This window comes from Pseudomonas sp. NPDC087817, assembly GCF_044742875.1.
Classification (GTDB): Bacteria; Pseudomonadota; Gammaproteobacteria; order Pseudomonadales; family Pseudomonadaceae; genus Aquipseudomonas.
Window position 1 is genome coordinate 186,267 of record NZ_JBIUVJ010000005.1, and the last position, 22,003, is coordinate 208,269.

The window sequence follows — 22,003 nt, forward strand, 5'->3', positions numbered from 1 at the left end:
AAGTGATTCATGAAACCTTGTTCATCCGCCAACTCCGTCATTCAGGAGCTGATTAGTGGTGCCCACCGTGGTATCCGCCGCCGTGATAACCCCGTCCGTAACCGCCGTAATAGCCGCGACCACCATAGTAATAACGCGCGCCACCGTAATAGCGCGGGCCGTAATAACCGCCGTAGTAATAAGGCGAGTAATAGCCGGGAGAGTAATACGTGGCGGGATATGCATCGTAGGGACCGGCGTAGTAGTAACAACCGGACAAGCCCAGACCGAGCACGGCTCCAAGCAGTGCTCGACGCAACAGTTTCGAAATTTGCATGACGGCCTCCTGAAAGACCCACAGCCGCAACAGGACAGAGCAGCCGATACAGCTTTTGACTGACGCGGATCGATCAAGTGCCCGGTTCAGTCCGGCTTCAGATCAGTGGTGCTGGAACCCTGAAAACCACAGGTTGATGTCCAATACAGAAGCGACCATTCGCGCCGCGCATGGAGCAGTTATTTCCGCGCAGTGCCACTAGAATGCTTGCCATCGGGCCACTGCCAACGGAACTGCCATGCCGCTTCGTTCTCCGCTGTACTCGCAACGCTCACTGGTACTGACGCTGATTGCCCTGCTTGGCGCCGGTTTTCTCGCCACGTCGCTGCTCAGTTACTACGCTTCGCGCACGTCGATTCGCGACAACATCGTTAACACCGAACTGCCGCTGACATCCGACACGGTCTATTCGGAAATCCAGAAAGATCTGATCAGACCGATCCTGATTTCCTCGATGATGTCCCGCGACACCTTCATGCGCGACTGGGTGGTGAACGGCGAACAGAATCCCGAGCAGATGACCCGCTACCTCGACGAAGTCATGAGCCATTACGGCGCCTACACTGCGTTCTTCGTCTCCAACAGCACCCTCACCTACTACCACGCCAAAGGCGTGCTCAAGCAGGTCAAGGTCGATGAACCCCGCGATGCCTGGTACTTCCGTGTGCGCGACATGAAAGATCCGTACGAGATCAACGTCGACCCGGATCTGGCCAACAAGGACAACCTGACGTTCTTCATCAACTACAAGGTCTACGACTACCACAACCGCTTTATCGGCGCGGCGGGCGTGGGTCTGACCGTAGATGCGGTGATCAAGCTGATCGACAAGTACCAACAGCGTTATCAACGCAGCGTGTACTTCGTCGACACCTTCGGCCGACTGGTGCTGACCGGTGCCGAGGGCGGGCCAGAAGGTGCGCATAGCGGGCAAAGCCTTGGCGAACTCGACAGCATGAGAAGTCTGGTCAGTCAGTTGCCGAAACCACACAGCGGCAGCTACGAATACTCCGCTCACGGCCAGGGGCATTTTCTCAACGTTAGGTTTATTCCGGAGTTGAACTGGTACCTGTTCGTCGATAAACGCGAGGACGGCGCGCTGAGCGAGATCCGTCAGTCGCTGTATCTGAATCTGTTGATTTGCCTGTTGGTGACGTTGATTGTGCTGGCCTTGCTCAACCGGGTGATCAAACGATTTCAGTCGAAGATCCAGGCCCAGGGCACCCTCGACAGTCTCACCGAGCTGCCGAACCGCCGTGGCTTCGATCTGCTCGCCGTGCAAGCCCTGCACGAAGCGCAACGGGAAACGAAGCCATTGACCGCGCTGTTGCTGGATCTCGATCACTTCAAGGCGTTGAACGACACCTATGGGCACATGGCCGGTGATCAGGTGCTGATCGGTTTTGCCCGCGACCTGCAAAGTTGCCTGCGCCATGCCGACATTGTCTGCCGCTGGGGCGGTGAGGAATTCATTGTTTTGCTGAAGGATACCGACGGCGACACCGGTCAGAAAATTGCCGAGAAAATCCGCCAGCATGTCGAGCAGCACGAATATCCCTACAACGGCCACAGCCTGAATCTGACCGTGAGCATCGGCGCCACCACCCTGCAACGCGAAGACACCTTGCACAGCCTGCTGTCGCGGGCCGATCATGCGATGTACCGGGCCAAACAAACCGGCCGCAACCGCACCTGCGTGGAAATGCCTCACTCGACTTATGCCTGACGTCATCGAAAGACCCGAACTCTGCCCGGCCTGCGGCGCCCGCAACGATTGCAGCCTGGCCGATCCGCGCACCGCCGACCGCGCATGCTGGTGCTACGGCGTCAGCATCGACGCGGCCGTGCTCGAAGCCTTGCCGCCGGAACTGCGGAACAAGTCCTGCCTGTGCCCGCGTTGCGCGCAGGTCGAGGCGCAACTGCAAGCGGCCAAGCCGTCGATCCCGTAAGATGCGCGCCCCGCCATCCACTGAAACCTGAACATGCGCGTCGACCGTTTCCTCAGCAACTTGCCCCGCTACAACCGTCAGCAGGTTCGCCTGTTGCTGGTGGAAAAGCGCGTACGCGTTGATGGAAAAGTCGTCACGGATCCGCACAGCGAAGTGCTGGAATTCAGCCGCGTCGAAGTCGACGACGAGGTGCTGCAACTGGGCAAACCGGCGCGCTACTTCATGCTGCACAAGCCGCCGGGATGCGTCAGCGCCACCCGCGATCCGCAACATCCGACCGTGCTCGACCTGCTCGATGAACCGGACAAGGACGACTTGCACATTGCCGGACGTCTGGATTTCAACACCACCGGTTTAATGCTGATCACCAACGACGGCACCTGGTCGCGGCGCCTGACCCAGCCACAAACCAAACTGCCAAAGGTTTATTACGTCGAAACCGAGCAGGACATTGGCGCGGAGTATGCGATGACGTTTGCCGAGGGCATCTACTTCGCCTTCGAAGACCTGACCACGCAGCCTGCACATCTGGAACTGCTCGGCCCGAGGTCGGCGCGCCTGAGTATCGTCGAGGGTCGCTACCATCAGGTGAAGCGCATGTTTGGCCACTTCAACAACAAAGTGCTGCGCCTGCACCGCGAATCCATGGGCCCGCTGCTGCTCGATCACGCGCTAAAACCGGGCGAGTACCGCGCTTTGCGCACCGAAGAGATTCATTTGTTCTAAGCCGGCGACCGCTCAGCAGAAGTTGTCGAACAATTTACCAAAGGCACTTGCGCGATCCTCCTCCCCCTGCTTGAATCAGGACGTCGGCCAAATTGTGACCGATGAGTCACACCATACATCCAAGAAACTTTTTGCCGGTCGTCAGCCCTCTGGGTTGCGCCTCAGCCGGCAGACTGCCCGCCAATAACAATACCCGTCGACCGCTGTCATGGATCGACATGGGCCAAGCAAATTCCAGGCGTATGCCTACCTGTCACAAAGCTCGTGCAATCTCTTTTTGCGCGCATACCCGCTTGCTTGCCAGGAGTCTTATGACATGAGGCCAGAAATCGCTGTGCTGGATATACAGGGTCAGTATCGGGTTTACACGGAGTTCTATCGCGCAGACGCCGCAGAAAAGACCATCATCCTGGTCAACGGCTCGATGGCCACGACTGCGTCGTTTGCACAAACCGTGAAGAACCTGCACCCGCAATTCAACGTGGTCTGCTACGACCAGCCCTACGCGGGCCGGTCAAAAGCCCACAACCGTCACGAGAAACATCTGACGAAAGAAGTCGAAGGGCAGATCCTGCTGGAGCTGATCGACCACTTCGCCGCCGAACACGTGTTGTCGTTCTCCTGGGGCGGCGCCGCGACGCTCGTGGCCCTCGCGCACCAGCCACGGCGCATCGAGAAAGCCGTGATCAGCTCGTTCTCGCCAGTGATCAACGCGCACATGCTCGATTACCTGGAACGCGGCGTCGATTACCTTGGCCAGCGCGACGGCGATCGGGTCGGTGAACTGGTCAACAGCACCATCGGCAAACACTTGCCGTCGCTGTTCAAACGCTTCAACTATCGCCACGTCAGCAGCCTGGCCGAGCACGAATACGGGCAGATGCACTTCCACATCAGTGACGTGCTGCACAGCGATCGCCAGTGCTATTTGAACGCGGCGAAGAGAATCAACGTACCGGTGCTGTTTCTCAACGGCGAATGGGACGAATACACCGCCGCCGAGGATGCGCGCCTGTTCGGCAACCACGTAGCGCAGAGCACCTTCACCACCCTGCAAGCTACCGGGCACTTCCTCGACATGGAGCATAAAGCGGCGTGCCGCGATAGCCAGAACGCCCTGCTCGGCTTCTTGAAACCGGCACCGCAGGCGAGCCGCACGCGATACTCGTTTGTTCAGGATCAACATGCATTGGCTATTTGAAAGAGCGTCGTCGCGAGCAAGGCTGCCGGGCTGAATACATTGTTTACAAGGCCCGCAGCGCTTGCCCGCGATTGACCGTTTTCAACGTTGTAACGCCATGCGCACAAAAGAAAACTTCAAATCCGTGGCCGAGTCTGGTACAAAGTCAGCCGCTCTGAGCGGGTGTCGTATAATGGCATTACTCCAGCTTCCCAAGCTGATAACGAGGGTTCGATTCCCTTCACCCGCTCCAATCGAATTTTTGTCTCACGTTGTTTTTTGACGGGGGATGCAGGAATAAAAAACCGGCCTTGATGGCCGGTTTTTTTGTGTCTGGGATTTGAGGGCGGATACTTAGCCAGCGCAGAACAATCAGGAAACACCGTTGATTACAGGTTCGCCAGCCCTCTTTACGCTTCGGTCGCTATAAGACTTCGTCCGGTTGGCATACGAGACATGACCTTATGACCATGATCGCGATTATTGCGACACCTATGTTCGCGATACTCCTGGCACATCCATATTTATCTTGCGCCAGAAAGCTTCAGAGAAACTGTAAACCGAGAAGGCAATCAACCCAAAGGCCATCACTATCAAAATCAGCCAGCCAGCAGGCAGGTTCTGAAGCGCATCGAGGGCTTCCTTCATACCGGGTGGATCCATGGCTTGATAAGTGGAACCGCTGATTGCCAGCAGCAATGCAATTTCTATAAACACGACTCCACGGGCGATCAGACCGAACCGAGACACCGGACGGACGTAGCGCATGACGTGTTCGTCGGCCTCAAAATATTTCTCGAACGACGCCTTCCATCCCTTGATGATGTGAGCAATACCAACACCAAGCGGAACGAGAGCGATCAGGTACACCAGCAAATTCGAGTGTTCCCAAGACAAAAGATGTGCCAGCCAATCTTTGGTTTGCCCTGCGGAGTTGCCTGAGCTTCGAATGCCGCTTATGAGCAGACCCAATGCAAAGAACGCCAGAGCACCATTAACCAAACCTCCCGCAAACAGGCCGGCGCGAATCACCAGGCCTTTGAGTTTTTTGCCGTGATGATCGACATCACGCGTAGCTTACAGGACACGCCAAGCCGCAAATGCGAGCAGCCCCGCCACCACAACGCCAACTAAAAAATACCCGAATGGCTGGCCTAGCAAGGCTTCCAGACTCTTGTGGCTGTCTTTGGGTTTTGTCGAATCTTGTGCGGCCAGCAATGCGAAGATACCGATGATCAAATAAAGCACTCCGCGAGCGGCATATCCTCCCCGAGCGAGTACTACAAGGCTGTGTTGAGCGGACATTGGATCTATTCCCAAAAGTAATACAAGAGCAGACCCCTCTCGCTGTGAGGGGTTCTATTACAAAAATCGCTCACTTCACGGCCATGACTGCTGCAGATCGCCATGCAAGAACGTCACTGTTCGCGGACAGCTCCTCAAGCTCATCTTCATTGAACTAATCATCAGGCTCGCGCCCTTAATATCTTGCAGGTTAATCACTTGCATAGAGCTGACCGGATTCCCCCACTGACACACGAAGGTTGAATGAATCATGAAGAGTGAACAGGTAGAAGGCGTAGCAGAAAAGCTGGCCGGCAAGGCACAGAGCGCGGTCGGAAAACTGATTGGTGATTCGACGCTGGAGGCTGAAGGCGCCGGGCGCCAGGCTGCTGGTCAGTTGACCAAAACCTATGGCGATACCCTGGACAGCGTATCTACGTTCGTCAAAGAAAAGCCAGTTGCCGCACTTGCAATCGGCGCAGTCGCCCTGCTGGTGCTAGACCGCCTTCTGCGCCGCTGAGCCAACCAGGGCGTACGTCCCGGAATTGGACACTTACCCGTGTCGTTACTCATTCTCGTACTCCCTGATGTTGCCCATCAGGAGAGTGCGAGCTATGTCAGTAAACTCTCGCACCCTTAGCAAAAAACCGGCGAATCGTCCGACATTACAGTTCCCCAACACTCCCCCGGTTCTCACTTCCCACCCGACCCGCTAGCATTTCCCCATCGACCACCACCCTCCCCCTGCGCGGCCATCGACGAATACGCGTCATCACTTTCGAGGGAACCCCATCGCGGCCACTTTGCCGCTGACGACCGAACTCAAAAGAGCACTCCCCCATGACTCAAAACATCTACGACGATCCCCTTTTCTCGGCTCCGTTGCCGAAGCTGCTGGACGCGAAGTTGGCAGGAATAGCGGTTACAGGCTTTGTCCTCAGTGGCATTGAGTTCATCGACGGATGCGCCTACGCGCAATCTTGGTGGTGCAGAATCTAAAATCACTTATGAGAAAGGCGCCCGGTGGCGCCTTGTCTTTTTCATCCGTTACAGATCCTGCCTTCTAGCTTAGCTTGATTGGTTTACCGCTTCTTACCCGACAATGTGACATAGCTCAGGGAAAACTAATCAGGTTCCTTCACTCCCTTACCGTAGAGTTTAATGTGTATTTCCGGCGCCTTATTCACCGGTGTGCTGGCTTCATCTCCGAACTCAAAAATTGTTAAAACCGGAGACGGCTCATTATCAACTATTGCTAAAAAATCTGATGCCCGCCCCCACCAATCGTTAATCGGGAACTCATGATCATTGAATTTCAGAAAACACCCATTGGAAGTTTTCTGATTAGCATTAATTGGTGAAAAGACAGCAATTGCCAACAAACCAAAAATCACCTTCTCACTTAGCCTAACCTTGCCTGTAACAAAATCTATCTGACAGCCGTTAAGCCCTGGGATGAGTTCGTAGCCATCTGGAAGGTCCTGCCCATGATTATGGCTACATCTATGTACACCATAGATAACATCTGCGATATCCGGCTTACCCCCCGAAGCTTTAGGCTTGTCCAACTTTACGTTGTATCGGGTTTTATCCAAATCTAATCCGGCAATCGCCATCGGCCCAAGTATTGAATAGTTATCTCGGATTAAAGTCGTAAATCGCAGATTGCTTCCTTCTATTTCGGGATAAGCTTTTTTAGCAGTACCATCTATCGCATTGCACGCATGTATCATGGCAGGTTCCAAATCGCCCAATTGCCAATCCGCAAGTGCCTTAGCTACCGAATCAACAATTTTCATAGGTACTCCCCAGTTATGATGCTTGCTTAGATCCTAGCGGATCTCTACATTTTTCATTTGTAAAATTCATTGCACAACAACACTTTCCTGTTGGACGGCACGCTTTCCAATATAGAGATCGCTAGGAAAAATGTGCAGCGCTGCCTAGACAAAGGGAGATTCGTGCAAATTCTCTACGTCTATCAAGATCCTAGACTTGCATGGTCCTTTGTCAGAGCCCGTGAGGAAGCCGAAGGACGCAGGATTCGACCGAGGCATACGAGATACGACCTGATGGTCATGCTTGGGATCAATGACGGAGCAACCCCATGAAATTCGGATCCACAAAGGAGTCCACGAGTTCATTCGCAGACTTCATTCGGAATGCGAAATCGGAAGAGAAGAAGCGCGTTTACAGTGAAGTGCTCACCGAAGCTACCAAAAAACAGAATGAAGTGATGTCGGCGGCGCGTGAAAAGCAGGCGTGATTACCTCACTGAATTTTAAAAAAAGCCCGGCAAAGTGCCGGGCTTTTTCATTCAGGTATTGACCGCCCCCCACTGTCTATTCCGGTTTTTAACCGTTTGTCCCGTTGCAGAACGATTCAGAAACACACCGTTGGTTGCAGATACACCATCCCCCTTTACCCTTTGCTCTCTCTAACGATAAGAAGCGCTGCGTGCTCAAGGGGATTATCCAGATGCTCTATCCAATCGCGATCTCTGCCAGTGACGGTGAATGTGCCTGGGGTGTTGAAGTGCCGGATCTGCCGGGGTGTTTTTCTGCAGGAGAGGATCAAGAGGATGCCATTGAGATGGCAAAAGCAGCCATAGAGGCCCACATCGAAATTCTGGCGGAAAGTGGTTCAGCCATTCCGGTCGCTGGCAAACTCGGAACTCACTTTTCCAATCCGAAATACGCAGGCTGCGTTTGGGCGTTGGTGGATGCGGATGTCGGTCGGTGCCTCGGGAGTCCGCAGAAGGTAAGTATTACGCTGCCGGGCTACCTGCTGGAGCGCATTGATCTTCACGTTCACCATCATCCGGAGGAGAAGAATCGTTCGGCGTTTTTGACTTCGGCGGCGTTGCGGATGTTGGCGCCCTGAATCGTGAATGTCCGCAGGCGCAACTACAAAAAAACCGGCCTTTAGGGCCGGTTTTTTTGTGTCTGCTACACATCAACGATTTTGTGATTACCCGGCCGGCACAACCTTATCCAGCGCCTGATTCACCGCCAACTCCCCCAACATGACGACCTGTGCAATGCCGAGCGCTGTCTTGCGGTGTGAGGTGTCGAGCAGTGCGGCGAAGTTGTTGAGCATGGTGGTGGCCGAGCCGAGGGTTTCGCTGGCGTTGGCCAGCAAGGATTCGGTGTCGTAGGCAGGGTTGGCGAGGTACATCGGTTCGGGTTCGCGGGTGGAACCCATGATCTGCGCGGTCGGACTGAGGTAGTGGTCGAGGGCGCGCTCGGCGGCTTCGTGGAATTTCTTTGAATCAGGTGATTCGTAGGGGGAGGCCGGATCGGTTTCCGGCGGATTGGGCGTTACTTTGAACATTGGATTGAGACCTTTTAGTAAGGCCGCAACCGATCTCGCTACTAAACGGATGGGTGGCAGCTGTGCGCAAGTTAGTAGACCGGACCCCAATCCAAATCCGGCGCACCCGAGGGCGCCATGCGCACAGCCACCATCAGGTGCAAGCATTCGCCTGACTGAGTGGTACTCATGCAGCTATTTAGATTGAGGATGCCGGGCTACTAAACCCGATCACTGGAAATCAGTGACGCGAACCAAGTTACCGACCGCCCCTAAAGCGCACAAGCCGGCGGATTCTGGCGTAGCGGTAGGCAACGGCGCAAGGATTTGTAGGCTTCAGGACGTAACACTGCACGCCTTTAAACGCCTCACTCGGAAGATGTTTACGCAGCGATAACACATAGCGATTTTCCCGACATTACAGATCCACAACACTCCACCGGTTTTCACCTCCCGCCCGACCGACTAGCATCTCCCCATCAGCCACCACCCTCCCCCTGCGCGGCCATCGACGAATACGCGCCATCACTTTCGAGGGATTCCAATCGCGGCCACTTTGCCGCTGATGATCGAACTCAAAAGAGCCTTCACCATGACGCAAAACATTTACGACGATCCCGAATTCTTCCAGGGCTACAGCCAGATGAACCGCTCCATCGGCGGCCTCGACGCGGCGCCTGAGTGGCCGGCGCTCAAGGCGTTATTGCCGTCCATGCACGACTTGAACGTGGTGGATCTGGGTTGCGGTTATGGCTGGTTCAGCCGTTGGGCCATCGAGAATGGCGCGGCGAGCGTGCTGGGGCTGGATGTCTCGGAGAAGATGCTGGAGCGCGCGCGCGAAACCACCTCGGCGGCGAACATCCGCTACGAACGCGCCGATCTTGAACAGCTCGACCTGCCCGCCTGCTGTTTTGATCTGGCTTACAGCTCTCTGGCGCTGCATTACATCAAGGATCTGCCGGGGCTGTTTGCCCACCTCTACGCCGCGCTGAAACCGGGTTCGCACTTTGTGTTCTCTATCGAGCATCCGATCTTCATGGCGCCGCGCAATCCCGGCTGGCTGATCGACAACGAGGGGCACAAGCGCTGGCCACTGGACAGTTATCAGATGGAGGGCGAGCGGGTGACGAACTGGCTGGCCGACGGCGTGATCAAGCAACATCGTACGGTCGGGACGTTGCTCAATTCGCTGATCGCTGCTGGTTTCACCCTTCGTCATCTCAACGAATGGGGCCCGAGCGATGCCGAAGTGGCGGCACAACCGGCGCTGGCGGAAGAGCGCGAAAGGCCAATGATGATGTTGGTGGCGGTGCAGCGCTGAGACCAAATCTTTCGACCGGCCAGCCCGGTTTTTAGGGTGATAATGCGCGGGCGATTCAATCGCCCGCTTTTCCATCGGGCAGCAGAATATCCGGCGCACTCAAACGTGCGTCGAGGCAGTACCCACCACTCAAGGAAGCAAGATGCAGATCACCCAGGGACAACGACTACCTCTTTCAAACATTCTTCAGGGGCAATCGCTCACACTCGCGGTACAGATCCAGTCCAGCGATGTGATCGATTTCGTCTGCTTCGGCGTCGACGCGCAGGGCAAACTTTCCGACGAACGCTACATGGTCTTTTTCAACCAGCCGACCACGCCGTGCGCCAGCGTAAAAATCGAAGATCAGGGGCGTTTTCAGATCAACCTTGCGCAGTTGCCAGCGTCGATTGACCGCTTGGTGTTCACGGCCTCCATCGACGGTGCCGGGGCGATGAGCGCAATCGGTGCCAGCCACTTCACGGTGTCTAACCCTGCCGGCCAGGCCGTCGCCCACTGCGCTTTTTCCGGCGCAACGTTCAGCGCCGAAAAAGCCATCATGGTGGCCGAGTTGTATCGCAAAAACGGCGAGTGGCGCCTGCTCTCGAACCTGCAAGGGTACGCACAAGGCCTGGATGCGTTGGTGAACCACTTTGGTGGCGAAGTGGCCGAAAGCCCTGCACCTGCACCAGCCCCGGTGAAAATATCCCTCGAGAAAAAAATCGCCGACGCCGCACCGCATCTGGTCAGTCTGGCGAAGAAAGCGCAGATCAGCCTGGAGAAAGCCAACCTCACCCAGACCAAGGCCCGGGTGGTGCTGGTGCTCGACGCTTCCGGCTCGATGAACCATCAGTACGCCAAGGGGCGGGTGCAGGAAGTCGTCGACCGGTTACTGCCGCTGGCGGTGTCGTTCGATGAGGACGGCGAACTCGATTGCTGGGCGTTCGGCGCCAAGCCTTTGCGCCTCTCGCCAGTGACGTTGAGCAATCACAAAGCCTTCATCGATACCGACAATGGCGGCTGGAGAAAATGGGAGCTGGGCAGCCGCATCAACGATGAGCCCAAAGTCATCCAGAAGGTCATCGAGCAGTTTCAGCAAAGCAATGACGGTACACCGATGTATGTGCTGTTCATCAGCGACGGCGGCGTGTCCCAAAGCACCAAGATTACCCGTCTGATGGTCGAGGCGGCCAACTTGCCGATCTTCTGGCAATTCGTCGGACTCGGTGGCCACGGCTACGGCATTCTGGAGAAACTCGACACCCTGACGGGGCGCGTAGTAGACAACTGCGGTTTCTTTGCTCTGGACGATCTGCACGACATCTCTGAAGAGCAGCTCTACGACATGTTGATGGCGGAATTCCCGATCTGGCTCAAAGAGGCCAGGGCCAAGGGCATCATTCGCTGACTCGCTGGCAACTCGGCGGCAATCGCTGAAGCCCTGAACGACGGACAAGAAAAAGCCCCCTCGCGAGGGGGCCTTCTCAACCCTTGCGGGTTAGCCGATGCTCACACCGTGGGCTTCAGCCAGAGGCTTCAGGCCGCCAGCAAAACCCTGGCCGATCGCCTTGAACTTGAACTCTTCACCGTTACGGTACAGCTCACCGAAAATCATCGCGGTTTCGGTGGAAGCGTCTTCGCTCAGGTCGTAGCGAGCCAGCTCTTTACCGTCAGCCTTGTTGATCACTCGGATGTAGGCGTTGGACACCTGACCGAAGCTTTGCTTGCGGGCTTCGGCGTCGTGGATGGTCACCGAGAACACCAGTTTCTTCACAGCAGCCGCCAGGCCGTTGAGCTTGACGGTGGCTTGCTCGTCGTCGCCTTCACCAGCGCCCGAGCGGTTGTCGCCCAGGTGCTCGACGGAGCCGTCGGTGGATTTTTTGTTGTTGTAGAAAATGAAACCGTTGTCGTCGAGGACTTTGCCGTTTTCACCCACGATGAAAATCGAAGCATCCAGGTCGAACTCGGTGCCTTCAGTGACACGCGGATCCCAACCCAGGCCCACGATCACTTCGGACAGGCCCGGAGCTTCTTTGGACAGCGAAACGTTGCCACCTTTGGACAGACTTACAGCCATGTTCACATTCCTTTTGTTGGGGGTTGGTTAAAAGTTCATGCCGTAGGAGTTGGCCAGGGCGCGCAGACCACCGGCATAACCCTGACCAACGGCGCGGAATTTCCACTCGCCGTTGTGGCGATACAGTTCGGCGAACACCATCGCCGTTTCGGTCGAGGCGTCTTCAGCCAGGTCGTAGCGGACCACTTCGGCACTGGTCACGTCATTGACCACGCGGATGAACGAACCACCCACCTGACCAAAGCTCTGCTTGCGCGATTCGGCGTCATGGATGGTGACAACGAAAACCACCTTTTCCACGTCGGCCGGAACACGGCTCAGGTCGACCTTGATCACTTCGTCGTCGCCGTCGCCAGCACCGGTGCGGTTGTCACCGGTGTGCTCAACCGAACCGTCCAGGCTTTTCAGTTGGTTGTAGAAAATGAAGTCGGCTTCGCTGCGGACCTTGCCGTTCGCACCCAGCAGAAGAGCGCTCGCGTCCAGGTCAAACTCTGCGCCGTCAGTGGCGCGCGGGTCCCAGCCCAGGCCAACCAGAATCTTGCTCAGGCTCGGGTCGGTTTTGGTCAGCGACAGGTTTGCACCCTTTTGAAGAGTCAGTGCCATGGGGTATTACTCCTTGTGGTGAAGACGATTACTCATTGGTTTTCGATCGGTGCTTCTTCTTCCTTTCCGGGGAAGATCAGACTGGCGACGACACCGATTGCCAGCACCACCATAACGATCAGCAAACTGGTGTTCGCATCGATGGTGTAGCCGTGATGGAACATGTGGTCGGTTGCATTCAAGCCCAGCTTGACGGCAATGAAGAACAGCAGCGCGATCACCGATTTTTCCAGGTGCACCAGATAGCGTTTCAGGGCTTCCAGGACGAAGTACATGGTCCGCAGGCCGAGAATGGCGAAGAGCATGGCCGAGTAAACGATCAGCGGCTCGCGGCTCACGGCGATGACTGCCGGTACGGAGTCGAAGGCAAACAGGATGTCGGAAACTTCTGCGACCACCAGGCAAAGGAACAGTGGCGTGGCGAAAATGGTGCCCTTCGCCGCCAGTGTCATGCCCTGGTTCTCGGGTTTCTTCAGTTCCACTTCGAGTTGCTTGCGCGACACGAAGAAGTTATGGCCGTGCAGCTTTGGCCATACCGGGAAGAGTTTTTGCGCAAAGCGGTAAGCCATGTGCTTGGAATAGTCTTCCTCTTCTTCGTCATCACCGCCGCTGCGCAGCATCATGATGGCTGTCCAGGCGACGATCACGGCGAACACGATCTCGACCCACGGGCCGAACGCCAGCAGACCGGTACCGATAGCAACGAAGATCCCACGGAATACGATCGCGCCGATGATGCCCCAGTACAGCACGCGGTGACGCATGCCATCAGGCACTTTGAACCAGGCAAAAATCGCCATGAATACAAAGAGGTTGTCGACGCTGAGGACTTTTTCCAGCGCATAACCGGTGACGAACAGGCTCGCGACATCCGGCCCGTGCTGCACATACAGAAAACCTGCAAACGCCAGCGAGATCGCAATCCAGAAAATCGACCAGATCGAGGCTTTGGCCAGCGAAATGGGTTTGTCCCCACGGTGGGTGACCATGTCGAGCAGCAGCGCGCCCAGCGCTATACCGACGAACACCGCCATGGTCAGCGGGGGAAATCCAATGTGACTGTCCAAGGTACCGCTCCTTAAAGTTCGAAATCAGCCGGGTTCAATCCCAGCTCGAGGCAAATCAGACGGCATGCCGCTTTTTCTTTGTCGTCGAAGTTGCCATCCGACGCACCGATGGCACACGCGACACGCACCAGCAGGCGGCCGGCACCGGCATCGCCCTTGATCTTGCCGATAGCCTTGAGCGCTTCCGCCTGACCGATCTGAAAGTCGAACTCGAACTTTTCGCAGTGACCGTTGAAGGATTTGATGACGTCGGCCATGTTGAAAACCTTCAATTCCGACGAGTTATTGATAAACCCGGCCATTTTGGTTTTCTCGGCGGAAGAGATCTCACCGTCTGCAGCGGCGACGATTGCGCACGCGGCAGTCGTGGCCTCCATGAATTTCTGGTTTTTGAACTTGCTCACCTCAGTGGTCAGTTTGTCCCGCGCCAATGCAGCGTTTTCTTTAAGCCATGCAAGCATTTTGAGGTCCTCTCAAAGGGCGGGGCACCAAGCCCCGCCAAGGTAACTATTTAGAGCCGGCGCGCCAGTTCATGCCCCAGCCGTAGGCTTCGTCCATCGCCGAATGCCCGCGGTGGAAATCCACTCGCCGGGAAACCTTGACGGCACCGTTGACGTTTTCGAGCATTGCAATGGCGCACATGCCATGGCGACCGCCCTCTTCGTTGAGGCGAACCTCGATGTCCGGCTGATTCGGGATGTAGATGGTCACGACGCCGTCGGTCTCGCGCCAGTTCGGCGCGCCTTCGTAGATGAAGGCGAAAATCAGGATGCGGCGCACTTCTGCCCACTTGCCGCCATTGATGTGCATCCATTCGCCACCGGCCACGGAGCCGGTACGGTCGTCGCCCATCAACTGGATGTAAGGCGCATGCTTCAATTCGCCGAAGCAGTTGCCAAGGGCTTGCACCACACCCTTTTCACCGTCCTGCAACTCGTACAGGCAACCGACGTCCAGGTCGACCGAGGTGCTGCTGCGGAAGAAGCCGCCGGAGCTGCGCTTGTTCCAGTTCAGGTTGACCTTGATCTCACCGAAGCCGGCCGCCGTCTTCTCCAGACTGATGGAGCTGCGGGTCTTGTCGAGGGTGACCTTGCTCAGGCTGATCGACGATTTCGCTGCCGCAGGAGCCGCTGGCGGCACGGGGGCTGGGGCTGGGGCTGGGGCTGGGGCTGGGGCTGGGGCTGGGGCTGGGGCTGGAGCCGGTGTCGGCGCTGCTGCCGGAGTAGCCACATCCACACCGAAGTGCCTGGCCAACGGCTCAAGTCCACCGTTGAAGCCCTGTCCGACGCAGCGGAATTTCCACTCGCCCTGACGACGATAAAACTCGCCGAGGATCAGCGCGGTTTCCTTCATGCCACTGGTCGGGATCTGCGCTTCGACGCCCCCGGACACCACCACCGACAACTGCGAGACGCGCTCGAAACTGGCCTTGTTTTCGTAGATCGTGGCGGTCAGTGCGACCTTTTCCACGGCCGCTTCAAGTCGGCTCAGATCGACCGTGAACACCGCACGACCCGCCGAGGCGTCGGACAGGGTGACTGCCCCGCCCAATACGCTCGGTTGCCCGTAAAAGCACATGTCGCCATCGCCGCGAACCTTTGCCGTGGTTCCCAGAACAAAGGCCGAGACATCAATGTCAGCGCCAGGAATCGGCGAGTAATTGATGTCGACGCGAAGCGGGCCGCTGGCAACTGGCGCGTTGCCACCCGGAGCAAGGGTCGCCATTAACGCAGCGCCTGAACGGCCAGGTTGACCAGATCGTCGGCGGTGCGGCCATTGGTGGTCTGACCGATCGCGGTGAATTTCCAGCCATCGCTGTCGCGGGACAGGCTGGCCATGACGATACCGGTGTGAGCGCCACGCTCGGACAGATTGAAGCGGGCCAGTTCGTTTTTGTTACTGGCGTTGACGATGCGGCAGTAGGCATTTTCGACTTTTTCGAAGTTTTGCCCGGTGAAGCTGTTCACGGTGAACACCAGGTGCTGGACGACGGCCGGCAGACGTTGCAGGTCAACGTGGATGGTTTCGTCGTCACCCGCACCTTCGCCGGTGCGGTTGTCGCCGGAATGCTGGATCGAGCCGTCCTGCGACTTGAGCTGGCGGAACCAGACGAGATCGACCGGCTGCAGGCTGCCGTCGAGCAGGATGCACGAAGCGTCCAGGTCGATATCACCGCCATTGCCCATCAGCTTGCCGAGAAAGCCGGCCTTCACCGGGTCCCAACCCAGGCCGAGGCTGACGCTGGACAGCGCCGTACCAGCGGTTTTTTCCAGGGAAATGGACTGCTTTTTTTCTAGGGTAAGTGCCATCGTTACGCTCCTTGTTGGTCATCGGTGTTCATGGGGCGCTCGGATGTGTGCGCCTCATGCAGGTCGGCCTGCGCATCGCGCACGCCCGGATTTCTTCCATTGCTTACCCGCAGGCGTCCACGCCGCCATGACGGGTGAAAGTGCCGCCAGTGCGCATCTTCGGCCGCCGCGAGCAATTCGTGATCGCCGCGTGTATCGCCCCAGGCCCTGATCCGGTATTGCAGCAAACTGCCGTAAACCGCTTCCAGCCTGATGACTTTGTTCGCGCAGCGGCAGTTGTCGCCGGTGATGTGCCCGGTCAATACGCCGTCCACCACTTCCAGTTCCGTACCGATCAAATTGATGCCCAAGCGCTCGGCGAAAGGCTGCAAGACCAGTGCAGGCGAGGCGGAACACAACGTCACCACGGCACCGGACTTGAGCTCGGCCTCGATCGCCAGCAACCCTGACGGACGCATCAGGCGCGGCCAGGCCTGCGCGCAATAACTCGTGGCCTGCTGTTGCAGCCACTCAAGCTTCACACCGCTCAGAAACGTGCGTATCAACTGCGCTTTGAGTTCGTCACGGCTCATCCGCCGGGCGACGAATCGCAGGCTGGGCAGCGCCAGTCGGAGCAGGCGCCGATTGAACTCACGCTTGCCGAACGCAAACTTCAGAAACGGCACGAAACTGTCGTGCCGGGTCAGCGTGCCGTCGAAATCAAACACGGCGAGGACTGGCCGCTGCGGCGCGGCGGGGTTGTCGATCTGCTCTATCATCCTGCGGCCTCTGCCAGGCGAATCGAAACTTCGCCGACACCGTTTTCCGCATGGCGGATACCGTGCCAGCGCGCGCGCTCAAGAATGTTCGTCGCCCACTTGTAGTGGGTGGCGGGCTCGCACATCGCGTCGTTGTGGCGGAATACCGCAGGGGCCACGTCACTGACGATCAGCTTGGCGCTGTTGAAGTCTTCGAGGCTGACGCGCAACGTGTCCTGGATGATTTCGATCTGGCTCGGGTGAATGGCGGTCTTGCCGACCAGGCCATGGGCGATATCGAATTCCAGTTCTTCCTTGAGCAACTGCGGCGACGCCAATTGTTCGAACACCGGCGCGGTCAGGGCAAAGCCCAGCGAACCCATGACCCCCGCCAGCATCGGAATCACGTAGCCCATCGGCGTGCTATAGAGCGTGGTGGTCGGATTGCGGCGCAGACCGAGGCTGCCCATCAAATCGTTGCCACCGATGCGCAGGGCGATGATTCGCTGGTCGAGGCTGGCCTTGAGGGCATGCCCCAGTTCGACCATCGCGCCGGGGTTGAAGACGTCCGTGGTTTCCAGCGTCGGCATCAGGAACAGCGCAGGGTTGGTCACGGCCTGTTCCCAGGCGCCCAGATTGGCCAGGGTCAGTTTCGGGATGACAAAGCCGTCGACATGCGCCATCAGCGGCCAGTCATTGAGAACAGCGGCCATCTGTGAATCGCGCGGGCGCACGAACAGCAGCGGGCCGCCCTCTGGCCGACCACCGCGTTGCTCGATGACCGTCAACAAACCATGCAGGTTGGCTAGCGCCGTCTCGATATCAATGTCCGCGACCGCGTCTTCCAGGCACACCACCAGCGAACGCAGTTCCGGCAGCTTGGTGCGGAACACCACGTCCAACAGATCGGCGCGAGTTGCGGGCATGTAGAGCGTGGCCCCGAGGGCGTAAGGAGAAAGCATCTTCATCAGCCCAGACTCCGAATGATCGTCACTGCCCGATAAGGGCCCAACTGCGCGCCGACCTCTTCCACCGGTACGCCGGCGGCTTCGGTCAGGTGCATGAGCAATTGCACGTCGCTGTCGTTGCGGTCGCGAATCAGCACATGGTGCGGGACGCGGCGCAACACTGCGCGGGTCGCCTCGGCGATGCCTGGCTTGACCCGATTGAGGTTGCTCACCTCGAAACGTGCTGCCAGTGCTGCAACGACGTGGGTGGCGGCCCCCTGAAGCTCGAGACGCTGTGCGTCGGTCCATGGCACGGCTTTCGGCACGATGCCCAACGTTTTACGGTGAGTTTCGATCTGCTCGATGAACGTCTGTGTCACATCGTGTTCGCGCAAGTGGTCGTAGACCACGCAGCCATGCAGTCCGCCGTTTTCAGGCCAGATCGAACGCGACACCAGGCCGGAGACAGTGGCGCCGAGAATCCCCGACGGAATCACCCAGTCTTCGGACGAAGCGGCCATCCAGGCGCGACCACAGGGGTCAGCCAGCACGACCAGTCGGGGAGATTTCGGGAAACGTGCATCTGCGCCAAGGCTGCGTTGAATTTCGCCGCTGATCGCGCCCTTGCCGGTCCAGCCATCGACGAAGACGATGTTTTCGGCCCCGTGGGTCTGGATAATGGCTTCCAGAGCAACCGTGTCGATGCCGCGATCACGGACGATGCTGATGCCGTAATGGAAGGCTTCGCGCCCCATCTCGATGAGCGCGCGACGCAACAGCACACCCAGCGGCAGGCCTGCGCGCACGAACGACACCAGCACAATCGAAGCGCCGGTGCAGGTCTCGTTCAAGCCCAGCGCCAGGGCTTGCACATCGGCCGCCATGCGCGCACCGTTCTGCGACAGCACCCGTTCGTACAGGGCCTTGTGCACATCGCTTGGGGCACTTTCCAGACTGATCATTTCGGAATAGTGCTTCTGCTTCGTCTGAATCAGGCGCTCTTTTTCCTCGACGTCCGTCACGTCCATCTGCACCGCTTGCAGCAGGAAATGCACGTCATCCGGCGCGTAGCTCGCACTGCCCACCGTCACCAGGCTGGAGATCGCATCACTCATGGATCGAAGCCCCTGCCCGCTTGGCCAACTGGCTGCGCGTCGGGGTCGCCCACAGGTGGCACTCCTCCATGAACGCCAGGTCGGTGATGCTGTCGCCGAAGCCCAGCACAGGGCGTTCACCGTTGATTTCACGATCACGGCGCAACCATTCCTGAACCGCCGCTTGCTTCGACAGGCCTTGCGGCAGGAACGCCAGATTGTTGCTGTTGCCATGAATGTGCAGGCCATCCAGCAAGCCTTGCGCCCGGACTTCAGCCAGCACCGCGTCGAGAACGTCGTCACTGCTTTCGTTGTGTTTGGTCACCACGTAATGGCGCAAGCCCTGCTCTTCAACCACCCAGCCGCGCAGGGAAATGCCCAGTTGCTTGCCGATGGCCAGCGTCGCCTCACTCAGCTCCGGCAGGCGGCGCTGATAGTTGGCGAGGAGGTCTTCCATGCGCGCCTGCCAGGCCTGGTCGAGCGTGCCGTCCGCGCCGAGGATCACACCGCCATGGGAGCAGATGGCACCGTGCTGAAAGGGCAACCGGACCCGGCTGAACGCCTCCACGCTGCGCGCCGTGACCGGGACGACATCGGTCGTCGCCAGCAGCCACTCGACCATCGATTTCTGCACCGGGCTCATGTAACCGTTGGGCTGACCGTCGACATCCAGGGTCGCTGTGTGGCGAGGTGTGCCCTCTTTCATCTTGCGTGCGGTTTGAAACAACGTGTCGTCGAGATCAACCAGCGTCAACGGACGGTTACTTGGCATCGACGATCACCTGCGCATTCAAGGTTTTCAACAGTTCGGCAGAGACTGCCTGCTGTGGGGTTTCCGAACAGATCAGCACCCGGTCGAACTGACCCGGACGCACGTTGTAGAGAAAATTTGGAATGCCCAGACCGTAGTTGTCGGCGAACGACAAGGCATGCTCGATCGCATGGCCCAGCGCAATCGGCGAGCGGCTGGTCGAACTGAAATGGACATCGGCGCCAGCACGTTCCAGACGTTCGGCGAGCAGGAACGGACGCCAGACAAACTCGCTGGTGCCCACCACCAGAATCCGCTCACCCGGTTGTACCTGAAGGCCTGGCGCCAGGGTGTCGGCGACAGCCCGCACGCCGAGGCGGCCCCAGTCATTTTCCGCGCTCACCGGCCAGTCACCGGCAGCAATGGTGCCCACCGCCGGCATGTCGGGCAAAGGCGCATCCGGGTCTTCATGGAATTGATACGAGCCCTGCAGCAGGGAAACCTGATGCGCGCAATCACCCAGCGCATCACGCACCGCGCCGCCGGACCAGTCCGTGAGTACACAGGTCACGACCTGTTCGAGTTTATCCAGACCGGCATCGACCAGCGCCCGATGCAGATTGATGAACGTCTTGCCCGTCGAGGCCTCGTCATCAACCAGCACCAATGAACGGGCGCTGAGCATCTGCTCACGCACTTGCGGATCGACCGGCAGGTGAATCAGATGCGCACTGGCGTGACTGTGTTCTTCTTCGAAACGGGCGAACAACTCGGTCCCGGTGGGGTGACGGGTGCTGACCATGTACACGGTATCGGGGCGAGTGGCGCTGTACGCACGGTGAACGCCGGCGCCGAGGCCGACTGCGGTTTCGGCCATGCCGATGACCAGCACAGGGCCTGGCAGGTCCGCCGGAATTTCGGCGGCCAGACTTTCAAAACTGGCGGCCATCACTGATGGCCGGACCGGAATATGCCGTCCGAGTACTTTCGACACGAACAGGAATGCGCGCTTCGGATTACGTCGTTCGGCAAAGCCGAACAGTGATTCGGGGGCAATGACAGCATCATCAACGTTGACGTCCAGACGTCCACGCATCAGTTGTGCGCTCAGCGCTTTCGTTGCTGTACCAGATTCCATTAACAATTCCTGACTTGGCGTGTGATCGAAGATCCAGCGCCTCTTCCGTGGGTTTCAATTCAAAAGTGAATCAGAGATTTGTGGCTTCCACCCGCCACATTGATGCTTGTGCTTCGCGAGCCAACTGCGCCGCTGTGAACGTCTGGCCAGACGCATTTATTTTTCCATCGACCCGACAGGCATCGAGGAACGAAACCAGCAGCGAGGCTTTCACCGCAAAATTCATGTTTTGCGCATCGGGTACCGAAGAGGTCACGAGGCCAATCACGGCACCGGAAAAATCGAATAGCGGACTGCCGCTTGAGCCCGGCTGAATGGGCGCTGTGAACTGCAACAGACTGGCATCGTTGCGCAAACCGAACAGCGCCGACACACCACCCTGAGTGACGTGGACGCCGCCACCGGCGAAACCGGCCAGCGGAAAGCCCAACGCGACAATGTCTTCACCCAGATCGCAACCGAATCCGGACTTGAAAGCCACCGGTTTCAACGGCGGGCAGTCGATCACCCGTAAAAGAGCAATATCGTTGCGCCGATCGACCACCACGGGGTCGACACGATAGCGTCCGTCAAACGAGGCAATGTGAATCTCGCGCATGCCTTCAATGACGTGGGCACAAGTCATGACATGGGTAGGAGAAACGGCAAAAGCAGTGCCGGTGGCGCTGTCCGGGGCTCTGCCGGAGCCCGGCGCGTTCTGGCGTCCATTGGGGTGGGCTTCGTCGATATCGAGGCCGATGCGACGGCCGAGTGCCGCCAGCCCGTAGGCAGAACCTTCGGCCAGTGCGCGAAATTTCCACTGCTGATTGCGGCTGTAAAATTCGCCGATGATGATGGCGGATTCGCCGTTTTCGCGCAGATCCAAGGAGTACTCGATCTGGCCATCCACCTGCAGGCGCAGGTTCTTCAGCTCACTGACCGGGCCAACGGCGGAGAACGTGTAGACCACCAGCAGCACACGGTCGCTGCCGGCCGGAATTTCATCCAGGTTCAGCTTGCAACCGACTTTTTGCTGATCGCCGACCCATTCCATCCACGCGCGTGGCGTCTGAAAAAGGGCGGCATCACCTTTCGGGCGGCGTTTTTCGTCAACCGGCAATATGGCAACGGCGGCGTACTCCCCGAAAGCCGAGGAGTTTCCACATTCCAGAGTCCATTCACTCCGGGCGTTTGATACTGCGGTGTTTGCGCCAGGCGCGAGCACCATCATTCC

At 58.0% G+C, this 22,003-nt stretch carries 26 protein-coding genes, 1 tRNA gene and 1 pseudogene; 12 read left to right on the forward strand and 16 right to left on the reverse strand.

Annotated features, from left to right (window positions below; all coding sequences use genetic code 11):
* Positions 1 to 52: 52 nt before the first annotated feature.
* Positions 53 to 316, reverse strand: a complete 264-nt coding sequence (locus tag ACIONG_RS07605) for a hypothetical protein (RefSeq protein ID WP_401297860.1) — start codon at positions 314 to 316, stop codon at positions 53 to 55.
* A 238-nt stretch (positions 317 to 554) separates the two neighbouring features.
* On the opposite strand from ACIONG_RS07605, the gene ACIONG_RS07610 reads away from it, so the two are divergent.
* The 5 genes from ACIONG_RS07610 (at position 555) to ACIONG_RS07630 (ending at position 4,424) form a co-directional block, all read left to right on the forward strand.
* Complete coding sequence (locus ACIONG_RS07610) at positions 555 to 2,042, forward strand: diguanylate cyclase domain-containing protein (RefSeq protein WP_401297863.1); 1,488 nt, start codon at positions 555 to 557, stop codon at positions 2,040 to 2,042.
* The gene (locus ACIONG_RS07615; protein WP_103305583.1) at positions 2,035 to 2,265 is read left to right on the forward strand and encodes a cysteine-rich CWC family protein; all 231 of its coding nucleotides are present in this window, start codon (positions 2,035 to 2,037) and stop codon (positions 2,263 to 2,265) included. The genes ACIONG_RS07610 and ACIONG_RS07615 overlap by 8 nt, the downstream gene beginning before the upstream one ends.
* 33 nt (positions 2,266 to 2,298) lie before the next feature.
* A complete protein-coding gene (locus ACIONG_RS07620; RefSeq protein WP_103305582.1) occupies positions 2,299 to 2,991 on the forward strand; it encodes a pseudouridine synthase in 693 nt (230 codons plus the stop codon).
* 316 nt (positions 2,992 to 3,307) lie between these two features.
* Entirely contained in the window at positions 3,308 to 4,192 is an 885-nt protein-coding gene (locus ACIONG_RS07625) for an alpha/beta fold hydrolase (protein WP_103305581.1), read from the forward strand.
* Between the two features lie 158 nt (positions 4,193 to 4,350).
* Positions 4,351 to 4,424, forward strand: a tRNA-Gly gene (locus ACIONG_RS07630).
* 239 nt (positions 4,425 to 4,663) lie between these two features.
* Here the strand turns inward: ACIONG_RS07630 and ACIONG_RS07635 are convergent.
* Positions 4,664 to 5,476 (reverse strand): annotated as a pseudogene (locus ACIONG_RS07635) (DUF1206 domain-containing protein).
* A 250-nt stretch (positions 5,477 to 5,726) separates the two neighbouring features.
* Here ACIONG_RS07635 and ACIONG_RS07640 point away from each other — a divergent pair.
* The gene (locus ACIONG_RS07640; protein WP_123536273.1) at positions 5,727 to 5,975 is read left to right on the forward strand and encodes a CsbD family protein; all 249 of its coding nucleotides are present in this window, start codon (positions 5,727 to 5,729) and stop codon (positions 5,973 to 5,975) included.
* 320 nt (positions 5,976 to 6,295) lie between these two features.
* Complete coding sequence (locus ACIONG_RS07645) at positions 6,296 to 6,454, forward strand: hypothetical protein (RefSeq protein ID WP_401298026.1); 159 nt, start codon at positions 6,296 to 6,298, stop codon at positions 6,452 to 6,454.
* A 125-nt stretch (positions 6,455 to 6,579) separates the two neighbouring features.
* Here ACIONG_RS07645 and ACIONG_RS07650 read toward each other — a convergent pair whose 3' ends face one another.
* Complete coding sequence (locus ACIONG_RS07650) at positions 6,580 to 7,254, reverse strand: hypothetical protein (protein WP_401297869.1); 675 nt, start codon at positions 7,252 to 7,254, stop codon at positions 6,580 to 6,582.
* 90 nt (positions 7,255 to 7,344) lie between these two features.
* Here ACIONG_RS07650 and ACIONG_RS07655 point away from each other — a divergent pair, with 90 nt between their 5' ends.
* The 3 genes from ACIONG_RS07655 (at position 7,345) to ACIONG_RS07665 (ending at position 8,338) form a co-directional block, all read left to right on the forward strand.
* On the forward strand, positions 7,345 to 7,566 hold the full coding sequence (locus ACIONG_RS07655) for a zeta toxin family protein (protein ID WP_401298019.1): 222 nt from the start codon (positions 7,345 to 7,347) through the stop codon (positions 7,564 to 7,566).
* Positions 7,563 to 7,721, forward strand: coding sequence for a hypothetical protein (locus ACIONG_RS07660; RefSeq protein WP_315447825.1), 159 nt, complete (start codon positions 7,563 to 7,565; stop codon positions 7,719 to 7,721). The genes ACIONG_RS07655 and ACIONG_RS07660 overlap by 4 nt, the downstream gene beginning before the upstream one ends.
* A gap of 212 nt (positions 7,722 to 7,933) precedes the next feature.
* Positions 7,934 to 8,338: a type II toxin-antitoxin system HicB family antitoxin gene (locus ACIONG_RS07665; RefSeq protein ID WP_315447886.1), complete on the forward strand. Its 405-nt coding sequence runs from the start codon at positions 7,934 to 7,936 to the stop codon at positions 8,336 to 8,338.
* Between the two features lie 87 nt (positions 8,339 to 8,425).
* Here ACIONG_RS07665 and ACIONG_RS07670 read toward each other — a convergent pair whose 3' ends face one another.
* On the reverse strand, positions 8,426 to 8,788 hold the full coding sequence (locus ACIONG_RS07670; protein WP_315447827.1) for a DUF6124 family protein: 363 nt from the start codon (positions 8,786 to 8,788) through the stop codon (positions 8,426 to 8,428).
* A gap of 571 nt (positions 8,789 to 9,359) precedes the next feature.
* Between ACIONG_RS07670 and ACIONG_RS07675 the strand changes: the two genes are divergently transcribed.
* Positions 9,360 to 10,088 carry a class I SAM-dependent methyltransferase gene (locus tag ACIONG_RS07675; protein WP_401297872.1) on the forward strand — a complete coding sequence of 243 codons (729 nt, stop codon included), beginning with the start codon at positions 9,360 to 9,362 and terminating at the stop codon, positions 10,086 to 10,088.
* Between the two features lie 142 nt (positions 10,089 to 10,230).
* Positions 10,231 to 11,475 carry a VWA domain-containing protein gene (locus ACIONG_RS07680; protein WP_401297875.1) on the forward strand — a complete coding sequence of 415 codons (1,245 nt, stop codon included), beginning with the start codon at positions 10,231 to 10,233 and terminating at the stop codon, positions 11,473 to 11,475.
* Positions 11,476 to 11,565: 90 nt separating this feature from the next.
* Here the strand turns inward: ACIONG_RS07680 and ACIONG_RS07685 are convergent, their stop codons facing one another.
* The 12 genes from ACIONG_RS07685 to ACIONG_RS07740 all read right to left on the reverse strand — a co-directional run bounded on the left by ACIONG_RS07685 (position 11,566) and on the right by ACIONG_RS07740 (position 22,000).
* A complete protein-coding gene (locus ACIONG_RS07685; RefSeq protein WP_401297878.1) occupies positions 11,566 to 12,144 on the reverse strand; it encodes a TerD family protein in 579 nt (192 codons plus the stop codon).
* A gap of 27 nt (positions 12,145 to 12,171) precedes the next feature.
* Complete coding sequence (locus tag ACIONG_RS07690; protein WP_103305570.1) at positions 12,172 to 12,747, reverse strand: TerD family protein; 576 nt, start codon at positions 12,745 to 12,747, stop codon at positions 12,172 to 12,174.
* A gap of 32 nt (positions 12,748 to 12,779) precedes the next feature.
* Positions 12,780 to 13,781, reverse strand: coding sequence for a TerC/Alx family metal homeostasis membrane protein (locus ACIONG_RS07695; RefSeq protein ID WP_103305637.1), 1,002 nt, complete (start codon positions 13,779 to 13,781; stop codon positions 12,780 to 12,782).
* A 44-nt stretch (positions 13,782 to 13,825) separates the two neighbouring features.
* Positions 13,826 to 14,275, reverse strand: a complete 450-nt coding sequence (locus tag ACIONG_RS07700; RefSeq protein ID WP_103305569.1) for a tellurite resistance TerB family protein — start codon at positions 14,273 to 14,275, stop codon at positions 13,826 to 13,828.
* 46 nt (positions 14,276 to 14,321) lie between these two features.
* A complete protein-coding gene (locus ACIONG_RS07705; protein WP_401297883.1) occupies positions 14,322 to 15,539 on the reverse strand; it encodes a TerD family protein in 1,218 nt (405 codons plus the stop codon).
* Complete coding sequence (locus ACIONG_RS07710) at positions 15,539 to 16,123, reverse strand: TerD family protein (RefSeq protein WP_213027821.1); 585 nt, start codon at positions 16,121 to 16,123, stop codon at positions 15,539 to 15,541. The genes ACIONG_RS07705 and ACIONG_RS07710 overlap by 1 nt, the downstream gene beginning before the upstream one ends.
* Before the next feature lie 2 nt (positions 16,124 to 16,125).
* On the reverse strand, positions 16,126 to 16,881 hold the full coding sequence (locus tag ACIONG_RS07715; RefSeq protein WP_401297886.1) for an HAD family hydrolase: 756 nt from the start codon (positions 16,879 to 16,881) through the stop codon (positions 16,126 to 16,128).
* The gene (locus tag ACIONG_RS07720) at positions 16,878 to 17,828 is read right to left on the reverse strand and encodes an HpcH/HpaI aldolase/citrate lyase family protein (RefSeq protein WP_103305565.1); all 951 of its coding nucleotides are present in this window, start codon (positions 17,826 to 17,828) and stop codon (positions 16,878 to 16,880) included. The genes ACIONG_RS07715 and ACIONG_RS07720 overlap by 4 nt, the downstream gene beginning before the upstream one ends.
* On the reverse strand, positions 17,828 to 18,922 hold the full coding sequence (locus ACIONG_RS07725; RefSeq protein WP_401297889.1) for a cysteine protease StiP family protein: 1,095 nt from the start codon (positions 18,920 to 18,922) through the stop codon (positions 17,828 to 17,830). The genes ACIONG_RS07720 and ACIONG_RS07725 overlap by 1 nt, the downstream gene beginning before the upstream one ends.
* The gene (locus tag ACIONG_RS07730; protein ID WP_315447844.1) at positions 18,915 to 19,673 is read right to left on the reverse strand and encodes a trehalose phosphatase; all 759 of its coding nucleotides are present in this window, start codon (positions 19,671 to 19,673) and stop codon (positions 18,915 to 18,917) included. Before ACIONG_RS07730 ends, ACIONG_RS07725 begins: the two co-directional genes overlap by 8 nt.
* Positions 19,663 to 20,790, reverse strand: coding sequence for a phosphoribosyltransferase domain-containing protein (locus ACIONG_RS07735; RefSeq protein ID WP_315447846.1), 1,128 nt, complete (start codon positions 20,788 to 20,790; stop codon positions 19,663 to 19,665). Before ACIONG_RS07735 ends, ACIONG_RS07730 begins: the two co-directional genes overlap by 11 nt.
* A 70-nt stretch (positions 20,791 to 20,860) precedes the next feature.
* A complete protein-coding gene (locus ACIONG_RS07740; RefSeq protein WP_103305561.1) occupies positions 20,861 to 22,000 on the reverse strand; it encodes a trypsin-like peptidase domain-containing protein in 1,140 nt (379 codons plus the stop codon).
* Positions 22,001 to 22,003 lie beyond the last annotated feature (3 nt).

Excerpts from the sequence above, each read along its gene's own strand:
- ACIONG_RS07605 (WP_401297860.1), bottom strand. The coding sequence starts at position 316 with ATGCAAATTTCGAAACTGTTGCGTCGAGCACTGCTTGGAGCCGTGCTC.
- ACIONG_RS07610 (WP_401297863.1), top strand. The coding sequence starts at position 555 with ATGCCGCTTCGTTCTCCGCTGTACTCGCAACGCTCACTGGTACTGACG.
- ACIONG_RS07615 (WP_103305583.1), top strand. The coding sequence starts at position 2,035 with ATGCCTGACGTCATCGAAAGACCCGAACTCTGCCCGGCCTGCGGCGCC.
- ACIONG_RS07620 (WP_103305582.1), top strand. The coding sequence starts at position 2,299 with ATGCGCGTCGACCGTTTCCTCAGCAACTTGCCCCGCTACAACCGTCAG.
- ACIONG_RS07625 (WP_103305581.1), top strand. The coding sequence starts at position 3,308 with ATGAGGCCAGAAATCGCTGTGCTGGATATACAGGGTCAGTATCGGGTT.
- ACIONG_RS07640 (WP_123536273.1), top strand. The coding sequence starts at position 5,727 with ATGAAGAGTGAACAGGTAGAAGGCGTAGCAGAAAAGCTGGCCGGCAAG.
- ACIONG_RS07645 (WP_401298026.1), top strand. The coding sequence starts at position 6,296 with ATGACTCAAAACATCTACGACGATCCCCTTTTCTCGGCTCCGTTGCCG.
- ACIONG_RS07650 (WP_401297869.1), bottom strand. The coding sequence starts at position 7,254 with ATGAAAATTGTTGATTCGGTAGCTAAGGCACTTGCGGATTGGCAATTG.
- ACIONG_RS07660 (WP_315447825.1), top strand. The coding sequence starts at position 7,563 with ATGAAATTCGGATCCACAAAGGAGTCCACGAGTTCATTCGCAGACTTC.
- ACIONG_RS07665 (WP_315447886.1), top strand. The coding sequence starts at position 7,934 with ATGCTCTATCCAATCGCGATCTCTGCCAGTGACGGTGAATGTGCCTGG.
- ACIONG_RS07670 (WP_315447827.1), bottom strand. The coding sequence starts at position 8,788 with ATGTTCAAAGTAACGCCCAATCCGCCGGAAACCGATCCGGCCTCCCCC.
- ACIONG_RS07675 (WP_401297872.1), top strand. The coding sequence starts at position 9,360 with ATGACGCAAAACATTTACGACGATCCCGAATTCTTCCAGGGCTACAGC.
- ACIONG_RS07680 (WP_401297875.1), top strand. The coding sequence starts at position 10,231 with ATGCAGATCACCCAGGGACAACGACTACCTCTTTCAAACATTCTTCAG.
- ACIONG_RS07685 (WP_401297878.1), bottom strand. The coding sequence starts at position 12,144 with ATGGCTGTAAGTCTGTCCAAAGGTGGCAACGTTTCGCTGTCCAAAGAA.
- ACIONG_RS07690 (WP_103305570.1), bottom strand. The coding sequence starts at position 12,747 with ATGGCACTGACTCTTCAAAAGGGTGCAAACCTGTCGCTGACCAAAACC.
- ACIONG_RS07695 (WP_103305637.1), bottom strand. The coding sequence starts at position 13,781 with ATGGCGGTGTTCGTCGGTATAGCGCTGGGCGCGCTGCTGCTCGACATG.
- ACIONG_RS07700 (WP_103305569.1), bottom strand. The coding sequence starts at position 14,275 with ATGCTTGCATGGCTTAAAGAAAACGCTGCATTGGCGCGGGACAAACTG.
- ACIONG_RS07705 (WP_401297883.1), bottom strand. The coding sequence starts at position 15,539 with ATGGCGACCCTTGCTCCGGGTGGCAACGCGCCAGTTGCCAGCGGCCCG.
- ACIONG_RS07710 (WP_213027821.1), bottom strand. The coding sequence starts at position 16,123 with ATGGCACTTACCCTAGAAAAAAAGCAGTCCATTTCCCTGGAAAAAACC.
- ACIONG_RS07715 (WP_401297886.1), bottom strand. The coding sequence starts at position 16,881 with ATGATAGAGCAGATCGACAACCCCGCCGCGCCGCAGCGGCCAGTCCTC.
- ACIONG_RS07720 (WP_103305565.1), bottom strand. The coding sequence starts at position 17,828 with ATGAAGATGCTTTCTCCTTACGCCCTCGGGGCCACGCTCTACATGCCC.
- ACIONG_RS07725 (WP_401297889.1), bottom strand. The coding sequence starts at position 18,922 with ATGAGTGATGCGATCTCCAGCCTGGTGACGGTGGGCAGTGCGAGCTAC.
- ACIONG_RS07730 (WP_315447844.1), bottom strand. The coding sequence starts at position 19,673 with ATGCCAAGTAACCGTCCGTTGACGCTGGTTGATCTCGACGACACGTTG.
- ACIONG_RS07735 (WP_315447846.1), bottom strand. The coding sequence starts at position 20,790 with ATGGAATCTGGTACAGCAACGAAAGCGCTGAGCGCACAACTGATGCGT.
- ACIONG_RS07740 (WP_103305561.1), bottom strand. The coding sequence starts at position 22,000 with ATGATGGTGCTCGCGCCTGGCGCAAACACCGCAGTATCAAACGCCCGG.